Source organism: Amycolatopsis pithecellobii (genome assembly GCF_009707865.1).
Classification (GTDB): domain Bacteria; phylum Actinomycetota; class Actinomycetes; order Mycobacteriales; family Pseudonocardiaceae; genus Amycolatopsis_E; species Amycolatopsis_E pithecellobii.
Map to the genome: position 1 here is coordinate 38,427 of NZ_WMBA01000040.1, position 18,707 is coordinate 57,133.

The window sequence follows — 18,707 nt, forward strand, 5'->3', positions numbered from 1 at the left end:
AGGGGAACTGCGTTGACCAAGCCGGAGATCGGCCGGAGCGTCGAGGCCGCGGGCATCACCACGAACTACCTGGAGGCCGGTGACGGCCCGGAAACCGTGGTGCTCATCCACGGGTCCGGTCCCGGTGTCACTTCGTATGCCAACTGGCGGCTGGTGATCCCGGAGCTCGCGAAGCGGTTCCGGGTGCTGGCCCCGGATATGGTCGGCTTCGGCTACAGCGACCGTCCGGACGGAGTCCGGTACGGCCTGGAAACCTGGGCGCGGCAGACGGTCGGCTTTCTCGACGCGCTCGGCATCGAGCGGGCGCACCTGATCGGCAACAGCTTCGGTGGCGCGATCGCGTTGCGGATCGCGGCGGAGCACCCGGAGCGGGTCGGGCGCATGGTGCTGATGGGCAGCATGGGCGTGGACTTCCCGCTCACCGAAGGTCTGGACCGGGTGTGGGGTTACGAGCCGTCGCTGGAGAACATGCGCAAGGTGCTCGACGTGTTCGCGTACTCGCGGACGCTGGTCAACGACGAGCTCGCGCAGGTCCGGTACGAGGGCAGCATCCAGCCCGGCTTCCAGGAAGCGTTTTCCGCGATGTTCCCGGAGCCGAGGCAGCGCTGGGTGGAAGCGATGACGACGCCGGAGGATCAGCTCAAGAAGCTCCCGCACCGCACGCTGGTGGTGCACGGCCGGGAGGACCAGGTCATCCCGCTGGCGAACTCGTACCGTCTCGCGGAGTTGCTCGACAACGCGGATCTGGCGGTGTTCTCCCACTGCGGGCACTGGTCGATGATCGAGCGTACTGCCGATTTCAACCGGCTCGTGGGAGACTTCCTTTCGTGACACAGTGGACGGTCGAACGGGTCGCGGGCGAACTGCTGGCGCGCGAGCATGACCGGCGCGACGGCGGGCGGCTCGTCGACGACTGGCCCGAACTCGATCTCGCGACGGCGTATGAGGCGCAGGATGTGTTGCTGCGCAAGAAAATCGACGCGGGGGAGCGGGTCGTCGGGGTGAAGCTCGGGCTTACCTCACGGGCGAAGCAGGAACGGATGGGAGTGCATTCCCCGATCACCGGCTGGCTCACCGACGGCATGGTGCTGCCCGCCGGCGCGCCTGTCCCGCCGTTGATCCATCCCCGGGTCGAGCCGGAGATCGTGTTCGTGCTCGGGAAACCGTTGCGGGGCCCGGGAATCACGGGCCCTGTCGCGCTCGACGCCGTCGCCTCGGTGCACGCCGGGTTCGAGGTGATCGACAGCCGCTACACCGATTTCCGGTTCACACTGCCGGATGTGGTGGCCGACAACGCCTCCGCCGCGCGGTTCGTCGTCGGTGCCACGGGTGTTCCGCCGACTGCGCTCGACCTACGACTCGAGGCGTGCGTGCTGAGCGTGCAGGGCGAGCCGGTCGATTCGGCGACCGGTGCCGCCGTACAAGGACATCCGGCCGAAGCACTGGCGCTCGCGGCGAACGACCTCGGGCGGCGCGGCATCACGCTGGAAGCGGGATGGCTCGTGCTGACCGGTGGGCTCACCGACGCCGTTCCGTTGCGGCCCAAGGAAACAGTGACCGCGGAGTTCAGGCATCTGGGCACCGTGTACATCGAGGGAGGCTGACCGTGCCCATTGTCGAGATCAACCTGATCGAAGGGCGCCCGCCGGAGAAGATCCGCGAACTGATCCGCCGCGTGCACGACGCGGTCGAGGGTGCGCTGGAAGCCCCGGCGAGCTCGATCCGGATCCTGGTCCGCGAGATCCCGCCCGCACACTGGGCAGCCGGCGGCGTGACGAAGGACGAAAAGAGCTGACGCGTCCGATGTGGACAGTCGCCCGGCGGGCAATCGAGCCAGCCGACGGAGTCCGGGCCGGCAACAATCGCCGGCCCGGACCCGTTTCACGTCAGACGAGGTCGTACCGGTCCAGCATCATGACCTTGTCCCACGCGGCCACGAAGTCGCGCACGAACTTCTCCTTGGCGTCATCGGCGGCGTAAACCTCGGCCACCGCACGCAGTTCGGAGTTCGAGCCGAACACGAGGTCGGCGCGGGTACCGGTCCACTTGACCGCGCCGGTGGCGCGGTCGCGGCCCTCGAACGTCTCCGCGTCTTCGGACGTGGACTTCCATTCGGTGCCCATGTCCAGCAGGTTCACGAAGAAGTCGTTGGTCAGCGACCCCGGCGTCGAGGTGAACACGCCGTGCGAGGACTGCTGGTAGTTCGCGCCCAGCACCCGCAGCCCGCCGACGAGCACGGTCAGCTCGGGCGCGCTCAGGTTGAGCAGGTTGGCGCGGTCGATCAGCAGGTACTCGCTCGGCAGCCGGTGGGCCTTACCGCGGTAGTTGCGGAACCCGTCGATGGTCGGCTCGAGCGGGGCGAACGACTCGGCGTCGGTCTGCTCCGCCGTCGCGTCGGTGCGGCCAGGGGTGAACGGCACGGTGACCTCGACCCCGGCGTCCTTCGCGGCCTTCTCCACCGCGGCCACGCCACCGAGCACGATGAGGTCGGCCAGCGAGATCTTCTTGCTGCCGGCGTTGAAGGACTCCTGGACACCTTCCAGCGTGCGCAGCACCTGGGCCAGCTGGTCCGGCTCGTTGACCTCCCAGCTCCGCTGCGGCTCCAGCCGGATGCGCGCACCGTTGGCGCCACCGCGCTTGTCACCGATGCGGAACGTCGAAGCCGACGCCCACGCGGTCGAGACCAGCTGCGCCACGGTCAGGCCCGAGTCGAGGATCTTCGCCTTGAGGTCCGCGACGTCGGCCTCGTCGACGAGCTCGTGCGAGACGGGCGGGACCGGGTCCTGCCAGATCAGCGTCTCCTGCGGCACCAGCGAGCCGAGGTAACGCCGACGCGGGCCCATGTCGCGGTGGGTCAGCTTGAACCAGGCGCGGGCGAACGCGTCGGCGAACTGGTCCGGGTTCTCGTAGAACCGGCGCGAGATCTGCTCGTACACCGGGTCGAAGCGCAGCGCGAGGTCGGTGGTCAGCATGCCGGGCGCGCGGTTGAGCTCACCGGTCTCCGGGTCGGGGACGGTGTTCGCCCCGGCGCCGTCCTTCGGCCGCCACTGGTTGGCGCCCGCCGGGCTCTTCGTCAGCTCCCACTCGTACTCGAACAGGTTCTTGAAGAACCCGTTGCTCCACTTGGTGGGCGTGGCGGTCCAGGTGACCTCGAGACCACTGGTGATCGCGTCGCGGCCCTTGCCGCTGCCGAACTTGTTCTTCCAGCCGAAGCCCTGCTCTTCGATCGGCGCGCCCTCGGGTTCGGCCCCGACGTTGGCGTCGGCGTCGGCCGCACCGTGGGTCTTGCCGAAGGTGTGCCCACCCGCGATCAGCGCGACGGTCTCTTCGTCGTTCATCGCCATCCGGCGGAACGTCTCGCGGATGTCCCTGGCGGCGGCCAGCGGGTCCGGGTTGCCGTTGGGGCCTTCCGGGTTGACGTAGATGAGGCCCATCTGCACGGCGGCCAGCGGCTCTTCGAGCTGGCGGTCACCGGAGTAGCGCTCGTCGCCGAGCCAGGTGCGCTCGGGGCCCCAGTACACGTCCTGGTCGGGTTCGTAGACGTCTTCGCGGCCACCGGCGAAACCGAAGGTCTTGAAGCCCATGGTCTCCAGCGCCCGGTTGCCGGCGAAGACCATCAGGTCGGCCCACGAGATCTTGCGGCCGTACTTCTTCTTGACCGGCCACAGTAGACGGCGGGCCTTGTCGAGGTTTCCGTTGTCCGGCCAGCTGTTCAGCGGCGCGAAGCGCTGCATGCCGGCGCCCGCGCCCCCGCGGCCGTCGTCGATGCGGTAGGTGCCGGCGCTGTGCCACGCCATGCGGATCATGAACCCGCCGTAGTTTCCGAAGTCGGCGGGCCACCAGTCCTGCGACGTCGTCAGCACCTCGTCAACGTCGGCGGCCAGCGCGTCGAGGTCGAGGCTCTGGAACTCCTTGGCGTAGTCGAAGCCGTCGTCCATGGGGTTGGCCACGGGCGAGTGCTTGCGCAGGATCGAGAGGTTCAGCTGGTTCGGCCACCAGTCACGGTTGCTGCCACCCTCGGTCGGGTGCGCGAAACGTCCGGTGTGGACCGGGCACCCGCCCGCGCTTTCCACGTTGAGTTCGCCGACTTCGGCATTGGGGCTGTCAGACACGGGAATCCTTCCAGGAATCGGAATCAGCGGTGAAACAGGCAGGGCACAGGCCCCAGTAGATGATCTCGGCCTCGTCGATGACGAAACCGTGGTCGTCGGACGCGGTCAGGCACGGCTTTTCGCCGATGGCACAGTCGACATCCTCGATGGCACCGCACGAGCGGCACACGACATGATGGTGGTTGTCCCCGACGCGCGCTTCGTAGCGTGCGACGGAGCCGGTCGGCTCGATGCGCCGCACCAGACCGGCCGACGTCAGTGCGTTCAGCACGTCATAGACGGCCTGGTGAGAGACCTCCCCGAGATCCGCACGCACGACCTCGATGAGCGAGCCGGTGTCGGCGTGCGGGTGCCGGTGCACGGCGGACAGCACAGCCAGTCGCGGGCGGGTCACTCGGAGAGCCGCCCCGCGCAGCATGCGCTCGAAGTCCGCAGTCGCCGGCACGCCCCGAAGTGTGCCGCATAATCTGGAATGAATCAAGATTCGGCGCTCGATGGAGTGTCGAGGTCCCTACCAGGCGTGTTCGAGCGCGTGCGGGAGAAACCCCGTGTTACTGCTGGTAGTGCTCGACTTCGCTGGCCGGCCGGACCTCGGCCGCGCCTTCGTCCTCACCGAACTCGCGGCGCGCGCGGCGCTGGCGCAACAGGTCCCAGCACTGGTCCAGCTGCTGTTCGAGCTGCCGCATCCGGGCGCGGTCGGCGTCATCGAGGCCGGGGCCACCGGCCTTCTCCCGCAGCTGGTGCTCCTCGGCGATGAGCTCGTCGATGCCGCCGATGATGTCCTTGTCGCTCACCCGGCAACGGTACCTCGCCCGCGGCCGTCCGACCGGATGTCAGGCGGCGGCGCCGAACGGGACGGTGTCGACCTCGGCGGGGGCGAACTCCACGAACACCGCCGTCGCGTTGTCCGAACCACCGGCCGCGACGGCGGCTTCGGTGAGCGCGGCGGCCGAATTCGCCGGCTGCCGCAGGAGTTCGGCCATCGCCGCGAGCGTCAACGTCTTGTGCACGCCGTCGCTGGTCAGCAGCAGACCGGCGGGGAAGGGGATCTCGGCGCGGCCGATCTCGCCGGGGCCCGCCGTGCGCACGGTCGTGGTCACCAGGTGCTCGAAGCGCGGTCTCGGTGTGGCGCCGTGGTCACGGAAGTACTGGGCGAGCGTGTGATCCCTGGTCAGCTGGGTGAGGCCGGCCCCATTCCACGCGTACGCGCGGGCGTCGCCGACCCACGCGAGGCGATATCCGCCGTCCGACGGCAACGCCACGACGAGGACACAGTCACCGGCGGTGGGATCGGCCTGGACCGCTCGCCGCGCGGCCAGCATGGCTTCGACAGGACCGTCGGCGGCCGGCGCCCGCACCGCGGCCGCCGCGGCGAGCCGGGCCGCGCGTGCGGCATCCGCGGTGTCACCGACGCCGTCCGCCAGCGCGAAGGTCACCCGGTGGCTGCCGGGATCGGCATAGGCGTCCACTGCGTCGGCGTTGACCGTGCGGGGGCCTTGTGCGCTGGCGGTCTGCCAGACCGGAGTCTTCGTGGAGTTCATCCCGTCCCTCCTTCACCCTCCAGTCTGGCTCGTTCGCCTGTGGTGTGGCTGAGGATTCCATGAAACTGCCCTAAAATACTTCGCTCGGCGACCGTTTCACCTGGTGAGGTCGTAGACAGTGGTCCGGTCCACTGTCATCGCGGGATAGGTCTGCGCGACCCAGTCGGCGATTTGCTGCGCGTCGTCGCTGCCGGAGGTGCTCCGCATCGCCGAGTCGCCGAGGAAATAGTGGATCTTGCCCGCGCGTACGTATTCCTGGAACTGGGCGAGCGTGGGTGCGGGATCGGTGCCGTTGAACCCGCCGACGGCCATGACCGGCACGTCCGCCGCGAGCTGGTAACTCGCCGCCGGATTGGAACCGACGGTCGCGGCCGCCCATTGGTAGGCTGAACTGTCGTTGCGCAGCAAGGAAACCAGAGTTTCACCCGGCGTCGTGGTGCCGAGCAGACTGCCCATCCCACCCCGGAAATTGCCGCCGAACATGCCGCCACCGAAAGCGCTTCCATTCGGTCCTGCGGCGGGAATAGCCCCCGAATGTGCAGTCGCCGCGGTGGCCATTGTGTACGCACCGGTGCCGGAAAGTGTGGCGACGAGCGCGAGTACCGCCACCGCGCGCGACACTGTCCGCGAGAGCTGACCGGCAACCACCAGCAGCGCCGCCGCGCCGAGTCCTAAAAGGAGCGAGGAATACCGGAGCCACGGCTGCCAGTCCGATTTCTGGTTCAGCACGAGGAAAGTCGTCAGCGTGGTCACCATGACCCCGCTCGAAAGCAGCCCCGCCGCGACGGGATGGACGCGCAGCCGCCACAACCGCGTCGCGCCCATCCCGGTGAGCGCGGCGACAGCGGGCGCGAGCGCCACCGTGTAGTACGGGTGGATGATCCCGCTCATGTAGCTGAACACGCCGGCGGTCACGAGCAGCCAGCCGCCCCAAGCGATCGCCGCCGCGCGCGTGAGGTCCGTCCGCGGTGAGCGCCAGGTGAGCCAGATCAGCGCGCCGAGCGCCAGTACCGCCGCGGGCAGCAACCACGCGATGCCACCGGCCATCTCCGTGCCGAACAACCGGGCCCAGCTGCCGCTGCTCTGCGCGCCGCCGAGGCTGCCGACCTCATCCCCGGTGATCCGGCCGAAACCGTTGTAGCCCAGGGTGAGTTCGAGAATGCTGTTGGTCTGCGAGCCGCCGATGTACGGGCGGGAAGCCGCGGGCCACAATGCGACGACGGCGAGGTACCAGCCGGCCGAAACGACCACCGCCACCAACGCGCCGAGCAGATGCAGAAAGCGCTTACCAAGCGAGACCGGCGCGGCGAGCACATAGGCGAGCGCGAAGCCCGGTAATACCAGGAATGCCTGCAACATCTTGGCCAGGAAACCGAATCCGACCGCCGCCCCGGCCAGCACTATCCACTGTGGACTCCCCTTTTCGATCGCGCGGATCGTGGCATAGGCGCCCGCGATCAGCAGCAGCACGAGCAGCGCGTCCGGGTTGTTGAAGCGGAACATCAGCGCCGCCACCGGGGTCAGCGCGAGCATGGCGCCGGCGAGCAGTCCCGCGCCGGGCCCGCTGACCCGCCGCACCGTGGCATACAACAAGGCGACGGACGCGATTCCCAGCAACGCCTCGGGCACCAGGACGCTCCACGAGCTGAGCCCGAAAATCCGCACCGACAGGCTCATCAGCCACAGCGCGGCCGGGGTCTTGTCGACCGTGATCGCGTTCGACGGGTCGGTGGCGCCGAAGAACAACGCCTTCCAGCTTTCCCCGCCCGCCTGCGCGGCGGCGGAGTAGAAGGCGTTGGCCCACCCGGAAGCGTTGAGATTCCACAGATACAGCGCCGCGGTCGCCGCCAGCAGACCGGCCAGCGCGGGCCGCACCCAGCGCGGGTCACCGGCTCGGCGGGAGGTCGTGCGATCGGCGGACACGGGGCGAGCCATCGTCGTCATGAACTCACCTTCTCGGCGCGACCTTGGCCATTGTTGTGGCGGTCCTGTGGGAATCCTGTGCGTGCCCGCAGCAGGAGCTCGTCGACGAGCGTGCCCATCCGGGCGGCCTCAGCCTCGACCTGCTTCATCGCGTACCCGATGTCGGGCGGCACGCGGTCGCCCGAAAGCCGGGTCAGTTCGGCGTAACCGCGGATCGCGGCCAGCGGGGTGCGCAGTTCGTGACTCGCATCGGCGACGAACCGGCGTGTGCGGGTCTCGCTCGACTGACGCGCCTCCAGCGCGTGGGAGATGTGCCCCAGCACGCGGTTCAGCGCCTCGCCGACCTGCGCGACCTCGGTCGCCGTGCCGGTGACCGGAACCCGCACTGACAGTGCGACTTCACCGCGGTCGAGTGGAAGTCCGGTGACTTTCGCCGCGGCCGCCGCGACTTCGTCCAGCGGGCGCAGCGTCCGCCGCACCAGCAGCGCGCCGGCGACCCCGGCACCGAGCACGCCCACCGCCGCGACGCCGGCGAGGACGAACCCGGCCGTCACCACCGTCGCGTCCGCCTGCGCCAGCGGCAGGCCGAACACCTCGGCGCCGGCCGCGAGTACGCGATAGCGCCCTACTGAAAGGGAAACGGTCTGCGCGGGCGCGTCCGGTGCGATCTCCCTGAGCACGGCCAGATCCGCGGCTCCCAGTGGCTGAGGGACCGGCACCTGCGCACCGGGGGCGGTCGCCAGGATCTCTCCAGACGTGCCACCGGCCCACGCGTGCACGGTGCCCAGGGTGGTGCCCGCGGTTTGGAGCGCCGCACCGGTCACTCGCGAGCGGGCCACGGTGTCGTGCAACTGGCCGTCGACCTGCCTGGTCAGGAACGCGCTCAGGGCGAACTCGCTGAGCACGCCGATCACCAGGCACACCACGGCGAGCAACGTGACCAGCACGGCGATCAGCTTCGTTCGCACCACACCCCTGACCGTTGTCGCCGTTCGTGTGGGGTGCTTGTGTGCTCACTGTGAGGTGGCTGTGCGCTGCGAAACGCCCACTGCCACAGCAACACCTCATGCCGTACACAGGAAGGTCAAAGGAACCGGCCGAAAACTGAGTGGCATGGGTATCCGCGAAACAGGCATCCGGCGGGTCGCGCTCGTGACCACCGGGATCGCTGTCGCCGGGGTGGCGGGCGCGACGATCGTGGCCATCGCCGTCACGGACGATGCGCAAGCGAGCACCAGTCAATCGTCCACTTCGGATAGTGGAACGTCGCCGGATTACAGCGGTGGCGGGCTTTCCTCGGGCGGTGGCTCCGCACACGGTCATTCTGGCGGCTCGTGATGACCGCCTTGCTCACCGGCGACACCGTTGCGCAGTGGCGGGTGTGGAGCACGACCGCGCGTGTCGTGGTCCTCGACCCGGCGGCACTGGCGGATGCGCGGGCGCTCGTGGAAGCGGAGCTGGCCGCCGTGGACGCGGCGTGCAGCCGCTTCCGGGCGGACTCCGAACTCGCCCGTGCCGAGCGCGCCGGGACGGCTGAGGTCTCCGAACTGCTGGCCGGTCTCGTCGCCGCCGCCCTGACCGCGGCCCGCCGCACCGGTGGCACCGTCGATCCGACCGTCGGGGACGCGCTCGCCGAGCTCGGCTATGACCGCGATCTGGCGCTGGTCCCGCTCGACGGTCCCGCGGTCCCGGTGCGGGTGCGCCCGGCGCCGGGCTGGCAGCGGGTCACCCTCGACGGGCGGCATCTGACCATCCCGCCCGGGGTCCACCTCGATCTGGGCGCGACGGCGAAGGCATGGTCGGCGGACCGGTGCGCGCGGCTGGCTGCGGGCGCACTCGGCACCGGCGTGCTCGTCGAACTGGGCGGCGACCTCGCCACGGCGGGTCCAGGCCCGTCCGGCGGCTGGCGGGTGCTGGTGGCGGATCAGCCGGGCGATCCCGCGTCGGTCGTCGGGCTGCCGAGCGGTGCGGCGATGGCGACTTCGAGCACGAACAGCCGCAGCTGGCGGCGGGGCGACCGGCTGCTGCACCACGTTCTCGACCCGCGTACCTGCCAGCCGGCGCCGCGGGTGTGGCGCAGCGTCACCGTGGTGGCCGACCGCTGCGTGGACGCGAACACGCTGACCACCGGTGCACTGGTGCTGGGCGCGGCGGCGCCCGAGTGGCTCGGCGCCCGTGGCGTGCCGGCCCGGCTGGTGGATTCCTCGGGTGGGGTGCACGCGCTGGGCGGCTGGCCGGAGGAACCTGCGCGCGGGGTGGGCGCATGAACACCACCGCGCTGTGGGACTTCGGCCGTGGCAGTGGTGTCGTCGCGCTCGTGCTGCTGACCGTCTCCACCGTCCTCGGCATCGCGACACGCTCGGGGCGTCCGGCGCCGTGGCTGCCGAGGTTCGCGGTCACCGAGTTGCATCGCAACGTCAGCCTCCTCGCGGCTGTTTTCCTTGCCCTGCATGTGGGTCTGCTCCTGTTCGACCCCTACGCGATGCTGCGCCTGTTCGACCTCGTGGTGCCCTTCGCCGGCCGGTATCGCCCGTTCTGGCAGGGCCTCGGCACCGTCGCGCTCGACCTCCTCCTCGCCATCGTGGTGACGAGCCTGCTGCGCCACCGGATCGGCCGCCGCACCTGGCGCGCGATTCACTGGGCCGCCTACGCGCTGTGGCCGGTCGCCCTGTTCCACGCGCTCGGCACCGGCACCGACAGCTTCACCCCGTGGTTCCTCACCATCGCCGTGCTGTGCGCCGCCTGCGTGGTCGGGGCGGTGTGCTGGGGCGTGTCCACCCGCACACCCCTGGAGGTCTCCAGATGACCACCGCCGTCCGGGAAATGACCGGGTTGCTCGAGGCCGCCGCGCCGGACCTCGCCACCCACCTCGCCCGCAACGGGCCCATCCCGTGGCGCCGCAAACCCGGGGCGCTCATCGCCGACCTCCGGGCCGCCGCACTCACCGGCCGTGGCGGCGCGGGATTTCCCATGTGGCGCAAGCTCGCGACCGTCGCCGAGGGGCACTCCGCCGTCGTCATCGCCAACGGGGCCGAGGGGGAGCCGGCCAGCAACAAGGACCACACGCTGCTCGTCCGCGCCCCGCATCTCGTGCTCGACGGGCTGCAGCTGGCCGCCGAGACGGTCCGCGCCGCCGAGGCCTACCTCTACGTCCCGGCCGGTGCCGCCGCCGATGCCGCCCGCGCCGCGCTCGCACAACGCGCCGGATGGGACGCGTTGCCGGTGACGATCGTGCGCGCGCCCGGACACTTCGTCGCGGGCCAGGAATCGGCGGTCGTCGCCGCGGTCGAGGGCCGGCCCGCCCTCCCGGCCGACCGGCTGGAACTGACCGCACGGTCCGGGGTGCGCGGCCGCCCGACGCTCGTGCAGAACGTGGAGACCCTGGCGCATCTCGCGCAGATCGCACGGTACGGCCCTGCCTGGTTCCGGCGCCGCGGCACGGCCGAGGAGCCGGGCACGTTCCTCGCCACGGTCAGCGGCGCGGTCCGCGAAGCCGGGGTGTACGAGGTGCCCATCGGCATCCCGCTCGCCCGCCTGCTCGACCGGGCGGGACGGGTGGGCGACGTGCGCGCCGTCCTGGTCGGCGGCTATCACGGCACCTGGGTCACCGACCTGTCGCTTCCGTTGTCCCGCAAGGGACTCGGACCCGCCGGCGGGTCGGCCGGGGCCGGGGTGGTGCTGGCACTCGACACCGTCCACTGTGGACTACAAGCGGTCGCCGGCATCATGACCTACCTGGCCGGTCAGAGCGCCCGGCAGTGCGGGCCGTGCCGGCTCGGCCTGCCCGCGATGGCGAGTGCGATGACCGCACTCGCCGAGGGGGGCTCGCCGGACGAGGCGTGGCGGCTGGCCGGCCTCGTCGACGGCCGCGGTGCCTGCCACCACCCCGACGGCGCGGCCCGGTTCCTGCGCAGCAGCCTCGCGACGTTCTCCGACGAGATCGCCCGGCATCAGCACGGTGGTTGTGTGGCAAGGGGGACACGGTGAAACTGCACATCGACTGGACGGCCTGCGACGGCCGCGGCCTCTGCACGGAACTCCTTCCGGAGCTGCTCACCCGGGATCCATGGGGTTTCCCCGTCCCGCGCGACGGCTCGCGGGAACCCGCCGTGCACCCCGGGCTGGCCTCCTACGCCGAACGCGCCGTCCGGCTGTGCCCGGTGCTCGCGCTGCGGCTGCGCGGGTAGCAGACGGGGCCAGGCCGGAGCTGTCAAGTCGCTGGCCTAGACTCGGACGTCAGGCGTGCGCGCGCATGCCTGTCAGCCATCCATGTACCGCTCGAGGAGAACACGTTGAAGAGCACCGTCGAGCAGCTCAGCCCGACGCGAGTCAAGATCAATGTCGAGGTGCCGTTCGACGAGCTGAAACCGAACTTCGACCGCGCCTACCGCAAGATCGCCCAGCAGGTGCGCATTCCGGGCTTCCGGCCCGGCAAGGCGCCCGCTCGCGTCCTGGAAAGCCGGATCGGCCGCGCGCCGGTGCTCGACGAGGTCGTCAACGAGGCCATTCCGGCCAAGTACCTGGAGGCGGTGCGCGCCGGTGAGGTGCGCACCCTCGGCCAGCCCGATTTCGAGGTCACCAAGCTCGAGGACCGTGAGGTGCTGGAGTTCACCGCCGAGGTGGACATCCGGCCCGAGATCGCGCTGCCCGAGCTCGAGGGCCTCGCGGTGAGCGTCGACGACGTCGAGGTCACCGACGAAGAGGTCGCAGCCGAGCTCGACCAGCTGCGTGCCCGCTTCGGCACGCTGACCGGTGTCGAGCGGCCCGCCGAGAACGGGGACTTCGTCTCGATCGACCTCGCGGCCACCGTCGACGGCGAAGAGGTCGAAGAGGCCGCCACCACCGGGCTGTCCTACGAGATCGGCTCCGGCCAGCTCGTGGACGGCATCGACGAGGCGATCGTCGGCGCGAACGCCGGTGAGACCAAGACGTTCGGCACCAAGCTCGTGGCGGGCCAGTTCGCCGGCCGCGAGGCCGACGTGTCGGTCACCGTGCAGAGCATCAAGCAGCGCGAGCTGCCCGAGCCGGACGACGAGTTCGCCCAGCTGGCCAGCGAGTTCGACACGATCGACGAGCTCAAGGCCGATCTGCGCGAGCGGCTCGCCAAGACGAAGAAGGTCCAGCAGGGCGTCCAGGCCAGGGACAAGATCCTCGACGAGCTGCTGGAGACCGTCGAGGTGCCGCTGCCGGAGAAGGTCGTCGAGGCCGAGGTGGAAAGCCGCAAGCATGACGCGATCCACGACCTCGACCACAGCGAGGAGGCCCTCGCGAAGGTCCTCGAGTCGCAGGGCCGGACCCTCGAGGAGTTCAACACCGAGCTGCAGGCCGAGGCCGAGAAGGCGGTGCGCACCCAGCTGCTGCTGGACACCATCGCCGACAAGGAGGAGACGAGCGTCAACGACGCCGAGCTCACCGAGCGCATCATCTACCAGGCGCAGCGGTTCGGGATCAGCCCCGACGAGTACGTCCAGCGGGCCCAGCAGTCCGGCCAGCTCTCGGCCATCTACGCCGACGTCCGTCGCGGCAAGGCGCTGGCGTCGGTCGTGCGCCGGGCCAAGGTGACGGACGCTTCCGGTACCGAGATCGACCTGGAGGAGCTGTTCGGCAACGACGAGGCGGACGAGGCCCCGGCCGTGGTCGACGCCGCCGAGACCGAGGCCCCCGAGACCGACGTCACCGGGCAGGCGGACGCTTCCGGCGAAAAGTAAAGCTCTCAGCGAACTCGGGCGGTGTCAGGACTTCTGCGCCGCCTGAGTTCGTTAGGGTCGATTGCAAGATCTGAATCTCTCGTTATGAGTCCACAGTGGATCTCCAGGGCAAGGAGTCCACGGCGGCGAAAAGGCAGGCAGACGTGACACAGCACAAGCCCGAGGCGCGGACCAGCACCGCGGGGCTCAACCTGACCGACTCGGTGTCCGAACGGCTGCTCCAGGAGCGCATCGTCGTGCTCGGTTCCGAGGTCAACGACGAGGTCGCGAACCGGATCACCGCGCAGCTGCTGCTGCTGGCGGCGGAGGACTCCGAGTCCGACATCCGGTTCTACATCAACTCGCCGGGTGGCTCGGTCACCGCGGGCTTCGCCATCTACGACACCATGCAGCTCATCGAGCCGGACGTGGCGACATACGCGATGGGCCTGGCCGCCTCGATGGGGCAGTTCCTGCTGTCCTCGGGCGCCCCCGGCAAGCGGTACTCGCTGCCGCACGCGCGCATCCTGATGCACCAGCCCTCGGCCGGCGTCGGCGGCACGGCGTCGGACATCGCGATCCAGGCCGAGGTGTTCGGCAAGTGGAAGCAGGAGCTGGCCAGGATCACGGCCGAGCAGACCGGTCAGTCCGTCGAGCAGATCATCCGCGACGGCGACCGGGACCGCTGGTTCACCGCTGAGGAGGCCCGCGAGTACGGCTTCGTGGACCACGTGCTCAGCCGGGAGAACCAGCTTCCCTCGCCCAACGGCAGCCGCTGACCGGGCGCGGACAAGGAGAACAGGACAATGAGCGAATTCCAGCTTCCGCAGTCCCGGTACATCCTGCCCTCGTACGTCGAGCGCACGAGCTACGGGATCAAGGAATCCAACCCGTACAACAAGCTGTACGAAGAGCGGGTCATCTTCCTCGGCGTGCAGGTGGACGACGCGTCGGCCAACGACGTGATGGCCCAGCTGCTGCACCTCGAGCACGAGGACCCGGACCGCGACATCACGATCTACATCAACTCCCCGGGTGGCTCGTTCACCTCGCTGATGGCGATCTACGACACGATGCAGTTCGTGCGGCCCGACATCCAGACCGTGGCGCTGGGCCAGGCGGCCTCGGCGGCGGCGGTCCTGCTTGCCGCCGGCACCAAGGGCAAGCGGCTCGCACTGCCCAATGCCCGCGTGCTGATTCACCAGCCCGCCACCGAAGGCACCTACGGCCAGGTGTCGGACCTGGAGATCCAGGCCAACGAGATCCAGCGGGTGCGCCGCCTGATGGAGACCACGCTGGCCAGGCACACGAACAAGACCCCGGACGAGGTCCGTGAAGACATCGAGCGCGACAAGATCCTGACGGCCGACCAGGCCAAGGAGTACGGGATCATCGACGAGGTGCTGCCCTACCGCAAGGCCTCTGAAGGCTGAGCGGGCTGATCCGTGCGGCAGGCCGGTGCGTGTCCTCCCGGAGCGCACCGGCTCACCTCGCTAGGGTCCTCCCGCCGGGCGCTTGAGGCGGGTACCGTCAGTGGCGAGGTTCGCAATTCCGCTGTCTCGGCGGCGAGGGCAGGTACACGGACAGGTGCGCCATCCGGCGCTCCGGAGGGGACAGGTCAACGATCATGGCACGGATCGGCGACGGCGGAGACCTGCTGAAGTGTTCTTTCTGCGGGAAGAGCCAGAAACAGGTGAAGAAACTCATTGCCGGTCCCGGCGTGTACATCTGCGATGAGTGCATCGACCTGTGCAACGAGATCATCGAGGAAGAGCTGGCCGAAGCCGGTGACGTGAAGCTCGACGAGCTGCCGAAGCCGTTCGACATCCACGAGTTCCTCGACCAGTACATCATCGGCCAGAGCGACGCGAAGCGGACGCTCGCCGTGGCGGTGTACAACCACTACAAGCGCATCCAGTCCGATGACAAGAGCGGCCCCAAGGACGCGAAGGACGAGCCGGTCGAGCTGGCCAAGTCCAACATCCTGTTGCTGGGCCCCACGGGCTGCGGCAAGACCTACCTCGCGCAGACGCTGGCGAAGATGTTGAACGTGCCGTTCGCCATCGCCGACGCGACCGCGCTGACCGAGGCCGGCTATGTCGGCGAGGATGTCGAGAACATCCTGCTCAAGCTGATCCAGGCCGCCGACTACGACGTCAAGCGCGCCGAGACGGGCATCATCTACATCGACGAGGTCGACAAGATCGCCCGCAAGTCGGAGAACCCGTCGATCACCCGCGACGTGTCCGGCGAGGGCGTGCAGCAGGCGCTGTTGAAGATCCTCGAGGGCACCACCGCGTCGGTCCCGCCGCAGGGCGGCCGCAAGCACCCGCACCAGGAGTTCATCCAGATCGACACGACGAACGTGCTGTTCATCGTGGCCGGCGCCTTCGCGGGTCTGGAGAAGATCATCAACGAACGGGTCGGCAAGCGCGGGCTCGGTTTCGGGGCGGACATCCGCACCCGCACCGAGATCGAGGAGAGCGACATCTTCTCCGACACGATGCCGGAGGACCTGATCAAGTTCGGGCTGATTCCCGAGTTCATCGGCCGGCTCCCGATCGTGGCGAACGTGACCCACCTCGACAAGGACTCGCTGGTGCGGATCCTGACCGAGCCGCGGAACGCGCTGGTCAAGCAGTACAAGAAGCTCTTCGAGATGGACAACGTGGAGCTCGAGTTCACCAAGACGGCGCTCGAAGCCATCGCGGATCAGGCGGTGCTGCGCGGGACCGGGGCGCGCGGGCTGCGCGCGATCATGGAAGAGGTCCTGCAGCCGGTGATGTACGACATCCCGAGCCGCAACGACGTCGCCAAGGTGGTCATCACGGAGCAGACCGTGCGGGAGAACGTGAACCCGACGATCGTTTCGCGGCAGCCGTCTCGCCGCCGCAGCACCGAACGCGGCGAGAAGACGGCTTGATTCGACTGCGCCGCGTGGCGTAACGGCCGTTGCTCGAAAGAGTCGCGACCGGGCCGGATAAGCTGTCCGAATGAGCGTCGAGGGGACGGACTCCGGACAGGGAGCCGAAACCGCCGCGGCCGTCGCCAGCGACACGGTCGTCCCGGAAGGCCGGGATGTGCGGGGGATCAGCGATCTCACCTACCGGATCCTCACCCCATACCTGAGTCGGCCGCTGTTGCACCGTGTCGTGCGGATCGTGTTGCTCGTGCTCACCGTGGTGTGCCTCGTCGCGACCGGTGTGCGCCTGTCCCCGTTCCCGCTGCTGCCGATCCCGCTGTTCGCGTTCGCCTACTTCTCCTTGCGCCGCGCCCGCGCCGCAGGTGACGACGACCGGCCGCTGCTGGTGTGGTCCTCGTTGTGGCTGACCGGGTTGCTCGTCGGGTTCTGGGCGCTGTCCGTCGCCGGAAACCACGTGCACTGAATTTTCGTGCCGGATTCCCAGGATTTCGGGCGGCTTCGGGGCCAGAACCTGGGCCGCGGCACCGGAAGTCAGCAGCCTGGATCAGGAAGCGTTCCCTGATCCTGGAGGCTGAGCCGTGCGAACCTGGGCGAATGCCCGTCCGGCCGCACTCACGTACCGCGAGGTGGTCGCGGCGCATCTGGAGGTGCTGACGGAGTTCATCGACCCGGCGGCCGGAACCGCCTCGCAGCTCGACCTCGTCGGGTCGGTACTGGGGGAGTGGGCGGATGAGCCGGTGTCGCGCTGGGACCAGCACCATTCGTTCGCCGCGAACGACGGCTCACCGGTGGAGTTTTCCTTCGCGATGTCCCGGTGCGCGGCGGAAGCGCGACTGCTTTTCGAACCGCTGGACCCCACGCGGCCCGCAACATCTCAGGCGGGACACCAGTTCATCGCGCGGTTGGACGACGTGGGCGTCGACGTGAGCAGGTTCCGGCGCGTGGAGGATCTCTTCGCCGGTCCGTGGTCAGGCCCGTTCTCGATGCTGTGCTCGGCGGCGTTGAAGGCCACCGGCAGCCCGCTGTTCAAGGTGTACCTCAACCCCACGGTCGGCGGGCGAGCGCCGCAGGAGGTCGTCGAGGCGGCGATGAGCCGGCTCGGGCTGGGCGCACCATGGTCGCGCGTCGCGGCGCAGCTGGGTGGATTCGGCTTGCCCAGCAAGGAAATCGCGTTGTTCGCGCTGGACCTCGGCCACTCGTCCGATGCGCGGGTGAAGGTGTACCTCCGGCACACCGCCTGCGGGCCCGAAGCGGTCGAGCGGGTTGCAGAACTGGCGGACGACCATCAGCCGGACCTGTTCGCCAAGATCCTCGGCCGGCTCTACGGCGGCTCCGCAGGCAGCCTGGCGAAGGCGCCGATGACCTGCCTGTCGTTCCAAGGAAACCGGCCGGCCTCGGTGACCTTGTACTGCCCGCTGGATCCGAACGTCGGCAATGATCTCGAAGCGAGCGCGCGCGTGGTGGATCTGCTGGAAATGGCGGGCATCGCGCCGGAGCTCTTCAGCGCGCTCGCCACCGCCATCTCCGGCCCCGACCTCGCTCGCGGGCGCAGGCTCAGCTGGCTCAGCTACAAGCGGCCCGCGGATCCTGTCGTGACGATCTACGCCGGACTCGACGGTCCTCAGGCCACATAGCGTCCGAGGAAGCCGAGCACACCGGGCACCACGGTCCGGTTGAAGGAGTCCCCGTGCGGGCCGTGCGCGGTGTAAGCCACGGACGGGTGGGTGGCCGCGATGAACTGCCGGACGCCCTGGATGAACGGGTCCTCCGTGCCGCACCACACACCGGTCGCCACGTTTCCGGCGGCTGTCAGGTGCTTGAGCGGGTCCATCGACGCCCAGTCCGTGGCGTCGCGGAATGCCTGCCGCTTGGCCATTTCCTGCCACGACAGGATCAACGCGGGCGCCAGCAGCGCGAGCGCGCGCACCGGCAGCCGGCGTTCCGCCCTGCGCCGCGCGTACAGCAGCGCGCCGAACCCGCCCATCGACATGCCCATCACCGCGAACGGCAGCCCGTCCGCCCCGCCGAGCGAGCGCTGCCGCAGCCACTGTGGCACCTCTTCCAGCAGCATCCGCATCGGGTCGTCACCGGGGGTGTGCTGATGCCAGTAGCTGTCGCCGCCGTCAACGGCCACCAGGCCGAACGCGGGTGACGCGTGCCGGGCGACCTGGTCGGTCAGCGTGGTGAGGGTGCCGGTCGGTGCCGCCGTCCGCGCGCGGCCGTGCAGACCGTGCAACGCCAGCACCATCGGCAGGCCGTCGGCGGGTGCTCTGGCCGGCAGCAACGTCACGAGATCGACTTCGCGCCCTCGCGCGTCCGACCAGACGCGCTCGACCCTGGCGGCGCCGAGTGGGTTCGCCGACGTGCTCGGGGTGGCGCCGAGCGCCCGCTGCACCGGCGGGTCGGCCGTCATCGCACCCAGCTCGGTCGCGGCCGCGAACGCGGCGACGCCCAGGCCGGCCCCGCCCGCCACGAGCAACGTCCGGCGGCTGATCCGCAATCTGTCCATAGTGGTGGGACG

21 protein-coding genes are annotated in these 18,707 nt (G+C 69.5%); 14 read left to right on the top strand and 7 right to left on the bottom strand.

Going from position 1 to position 18,707, the window contains the following annotated elements; translation table 11 throughout:
- The first annotated feature begins 12 nt into the window (after nucleotides 1-12).
- The 3 genes from GKO32_RS23380 to GKO32_RS40240 are packed head-to-tail and all read left to right on the top strand — an operon-like array spanning nucleotide 13 to nucleotide 1,795.
- A complete protein-coding gene (locus GKO32_RS23380; RefSeq protein WP_154759024.1) occupies nucleotides 13-831 on the top strand; it encodes an alpha/beta fold hydrolase in 819 nt (272 codons plus the stop codon).
- Nucleotides 828-1,604 carry a 2-keto-4-pentenoate hydratase gene (locus GKO32_RS23385; protein ID WP_376765993.1) on the top strand — a complete coding sequence of 259 codons (777 nt, stop codon included), beginning with the start codon at nucleotides 828-830 and terminating at the stop codon, nucleotides 1,602-1,604. The genes GKO32_RS23380 and GKO32_RS23385 overlap by 4 nt, the downstream gene beginning before the upstream one ends.
- A gap of 2 nt (nucleotides 1,605-1,606) precedes the next feature.
- Nucleotides 1,607-1,795 carry a tautomerase family protein gene (locus tag GKO32_RS40240; RefSeq protein ID WP_312868419.1) on the top strand — a complete coding sequence of 63 codons (189 nt, stop codon included), beginning with the start codon at nucleotides 1,607-1,609 and terminating at the stop codon, nucleotides 1,793-1,795.
- 91 nt (nucleotides 1,796-1,886) lie between these two features.
- On the opposite strand, the gene katG is transcribed toward GKO32_RS40240, so the two are convergent.
- The 6 genes from katG to GKO32_RS23420 all read right to left on the bottom strand — a co-directional run bounded on the left by katG (nucleotide 1,887) and on the right by GKO32_RS23420 (nucleotide 8,547).
- A complete protein-coding gene (gene katG, locus GKO32_RS23395) occupies nucleotides 1,887-4,112 on the bottom strand; it encodes a catalase/peroxidase HPI (RefSeq protein ID WP_312868421.1) in 2,226 nt (741 codons plus the stop codon).
- Nucleotides 4,105-4,557, bottom strand: a complete 453-nt coding sequence (locus tag GKO32_RS23400; RefSeq protein WP_312868422.1) for a Fur family transcriptional regulator — start codon at nucleotides 4,555-4,557, stop codon at nucleotides 4,105-4,107. The genes katG and GKO32_RS23400 overlap by 8 nt, the downstream gene beginning before the upstream one ends.
- 106 nt (nucleotides 4,558-4,663) lie before the next feature.
- A complete protein-coding gene (locus GKO32_RS23405) occupies nucleotides 4,664-4,906 on the bottom strand; it encodes a DUF2630 family protein (RefSeq protein ID WP_312868423.1) in 243 nt (80 codons plus the stop codon).
- Nucleotides 4,907-4,945: 39 nt separating this feature from the next.
- Nucleotides 4,946-5,653, bottom strand: coding sequence for a PP2C family protein-serine/threonine phosphatase (locus GKO32_RS23410; RefSeq protein ID WP_154759027.1), 708 nt, complete (start codon nucleotides 5,651-5,653; stop codon nucleotides 4,946-4,948).
- Between the two features lie 96 nt (nucleotides 5,654-5,749).
- Nucleotides 5,750-7,597: a glycosyltransferase family 39 protein gene (locus tag GKO32_RS23415; protein WP_154759028.1), complete on the bottom strand. Its 1,848-nt coding sequence runs from the start codon at nucleotides 7,595-7,597 to the stop codon at nucleotides 5,750-5,752.
- Nucleotides 7,594-8,547: a histidine kinase dimerization/phospho-acceptor domain-containing protein gene (locus GKO32_RS23420; RefSeq protein WP_312868424.1), complete on the bottom strand. Its 954-nt coding sequence runs from the start codon at nucleotides 8,545-8,547 to the stop codon at nucleotides 7,594-7,596. The genes GKO32_RS23415 and GKO32_RS23420 overlap by 4 nt, the downstream gene beginning before the upstream one ends.
- 142 nt (nucleotides 8,548-8,689) lie before the next feature.
- Between GKO32_RS23420 and GKO32_RS23425 the strand changes: the two genes are divergently transcribed.
- The 11 genes from GKO32_RS23425 to GKO32_RS23475 all read left to right on the top strand — a co-directional run bounded on the left by GKO32_RS23425 (nucleotide 8,690) and on the right by GKO32_RS23475 (nucleotide 17,820).
- Nucleotides 8,690-8,914 (top strand): hypothetical protein, encoded by a 225-nt coding sequence (locus tag GKO32_RS23425; protein ID WP_154759029.1) that lies wholly within the window; start codon nucleotides 8,690-8,692, stop codon nucleotides 8,912-8,914.
- Nucleotides 8,914-9,843 carry an FAD:protein FMN transferase gene (locus tag GKO32_RS23430; RefSeq protein WP_154759065.1) on the top strand — a complete coding sequence of 310 codons (930 nt, stop codon included), beginning with the start codon at nucleotides 8,914-8,916 and terminating at the stop codon, nucleotides 9,841-9,843. The genes GKO32_RS23425 and GKO32_RS23430 overlap by 1 nt, the downstream gene beginning before the upstream one ends.
- Complete coding sequence (locus GKO32_RS23435) at nucleotides 9,840-10,382, top strand: ferric reductase-like transmembrane domain-containing protein (RefSeq protein ID WP_154759030.1); 543 nt, start codon at nucleotides 9,840-9,842, stop codon at nucleotides 10,380-10,382. Before GKO32_RS23430 ends, GKO32_RS23435 begins: the two co-directional genes overlap by 4 nt.
- Nucleotides 10,379-11,563, top strand: a complete 1,185-nt coding sequence (locus GKO32_RS23440; protein WP_154759031.1) for an NADH-ubiquinone oxidoreductase-F iron-sulfur binding region domain-containing protein — start codon at nucleotides 10,379-10,381, stop codon at nucleotides 11,561-11,563. Before GKO32_RS23435 ends, GKO32_RS23440 begins: the two co-directional genes overlap by 4 nt.
- Nucleotides 11,560-11,763, top strand: a complete 204-nt coding sequence (locus GKO32_RS23445) for a ferredoxin (protein WP_312868425.1) — start codon at nucleotides 11,560-11,562, stop codon at nucleotides 11,761-11,763. The genes GKO32_RS23440 and GKO32_RS23445 overlap by 4 nt, the downstream gene beginning before the upstream one ends.
- A gap of 105 nt (nucleotides 11,764-11,868) precedes the next feature.
- Entirely contained in the window at nucleotides 11,869-13,284 is a 1,416-nt protein-coding gene (tig, locus tag GKO32_RS23450; protein ID WP_154759033.1) for a trigger factor, read from the top strand.
- 143 nt (nucleotides 13,285-13,427) lie between these two features.
- Entirely contained in the window at nucleotides 13,428-14,042 is a 615-nt protein-coding gene (locus tag GKO32_RS23455) for a ClpP family protease (RefSeq protein ID WP_312868426.1), read from the top strand.
- A 27-nt stretch (nucleotides 14,043-14,069) separates the two neighbouring features.
- The gene (locus GKO32_RS23460; protein ID WP_154759034.1) at nucleotides 14,070-14,696 is read left to right on the top strand and encodes an ATP-dependent Clp protease proteolytic subunit; all 627 of its coding nucleotides are present in this window, start codon (nucleotides 14,070-14,072) and stop codon (nucleotides 14,694-14,696) included.
- Between the two features lie 194 nt (nucleotides 14,697-14,890).
- A complete protein-coding gene (gene clpX, locus GKO32_RS23465; RefSeq protein ID WP_154759035.1) occupies nucleotides 14,891-16,186 on the top strand; it encodes an ATP-dependent Clp protease ATP-binding subunit ClpX in 1,296 nt (431 codons plus the stop codon).
- Nucleotides 16,187-16,256: 70 nt separating this feature from the next.
- Nucleotides 16,257-16,649, top strand: a complete 393-nt coding sequence (locus tag GKO32_RS23470) for a hypothetical protein (protein ID WP_154759036.1) — start codon at nucleotides 16,257-16,259, stop codon at nucleotides 16,647-16,649.
- Between the two features lie 115 nt (nucleotides 16,650-16,764).
- Nucleotides 16,765-17,820: a tryptophan dimethylallyltransferase family protein gene (locus GKO32_RS23475; RefSeq protein ID WP_154759037.1), complete on the top strand. Its 1,056-nt coding sequence runs from the start codon at nucleotides 16,765-16,767 to the stop codon at nucleotides 17,818-17,820.
- Here GKO32_RS23475 and GKO32_RS23480 read toward each other — a convergent pair.
- A complete protein-coding gene (locus GKO32_RS23480) occupies nucleotides 17,808-18,695 on the bottom strand; it encodes an alpha/beta hydrolase (protein ID WP_154759038.1) in 888 nt (295 codons plus the stop codon). The genes GKO32_RS23475 and GKO32_RS23480 overlap by 13 nt on opposite strands.
- Nucleotides 18,696-18,707: the final 12 nt, after the last annotated feature.

Coding starts and splice junctions, on each gene's coding strand:
- GKO32_RS23410 (WP_154759027.1), bottom strand. CDS start 5,653: ATGAACTCCACGAAGACTCCGGTCTGGCAGACCGCCAGCGCACAAGGC.
- GKO32_RS23415 (WP_154759028.1), bottom strand. CDS start 7,597: ATGACGACGATGGCTCGCCCCGTGTCCGCCGATCGCACGACCTCCCGC.
- GKO32_RS23425 (WP_154759029.1), top strand. CDS start 8,690: ATGGGTATCCGCGAAACAGGCATCCGGCGGGTCGCGCTCGTGACCACC.
- GKO32_RS23430 (WP_154759065.1), top strand. CDS start 8,914: ATGACCGCCTTGCTCACCGGCGACACCGTTGCGCAGTGGCGGGTGTGG.
- GKO32_RS23435 (WP_154759030.1), top strand. CDS start 9,840: ATGAACACCACCGCGCTGTGGGACTTCGGCCGTGGCAGTGGTGTCGTC.
- GKO32_RS23440 (WP_154759031.1), top strand. CDS start 10,379: ATGACCACCGCCGTCCGGGAAATGACCGGGTTGCTCGAGGCCGCCGCG.
- GKO32_RS23460 (WP_154759034.1), top strand. CDS start 14,070: ATGAGCGAATTCCAGCTTCCGCAGTCCCGGTACATCCTGCCCTCGTAC.
- clpX (WP_154759035.1), top strand. CDS start 14,891: ATGGCACGGATCGGCGACGGCGGAGACCTGCTGAAGTGTTCTTTCTGC.
- GKO32_RS23470 (WP_154759036.1), top strand. CDS start 16,257: ATGAGCGTCGAGGGGACGGACTCCGGACAGGGAGCCGAAACCGCCGCG.
- GKO32_RS23480 (WP_154759038.1), bottom strand. CDS start 18,695: ATGGACAGATTGCGGATCAGCCGCCGGACGTTGCTCGTGGCGGGCGGG.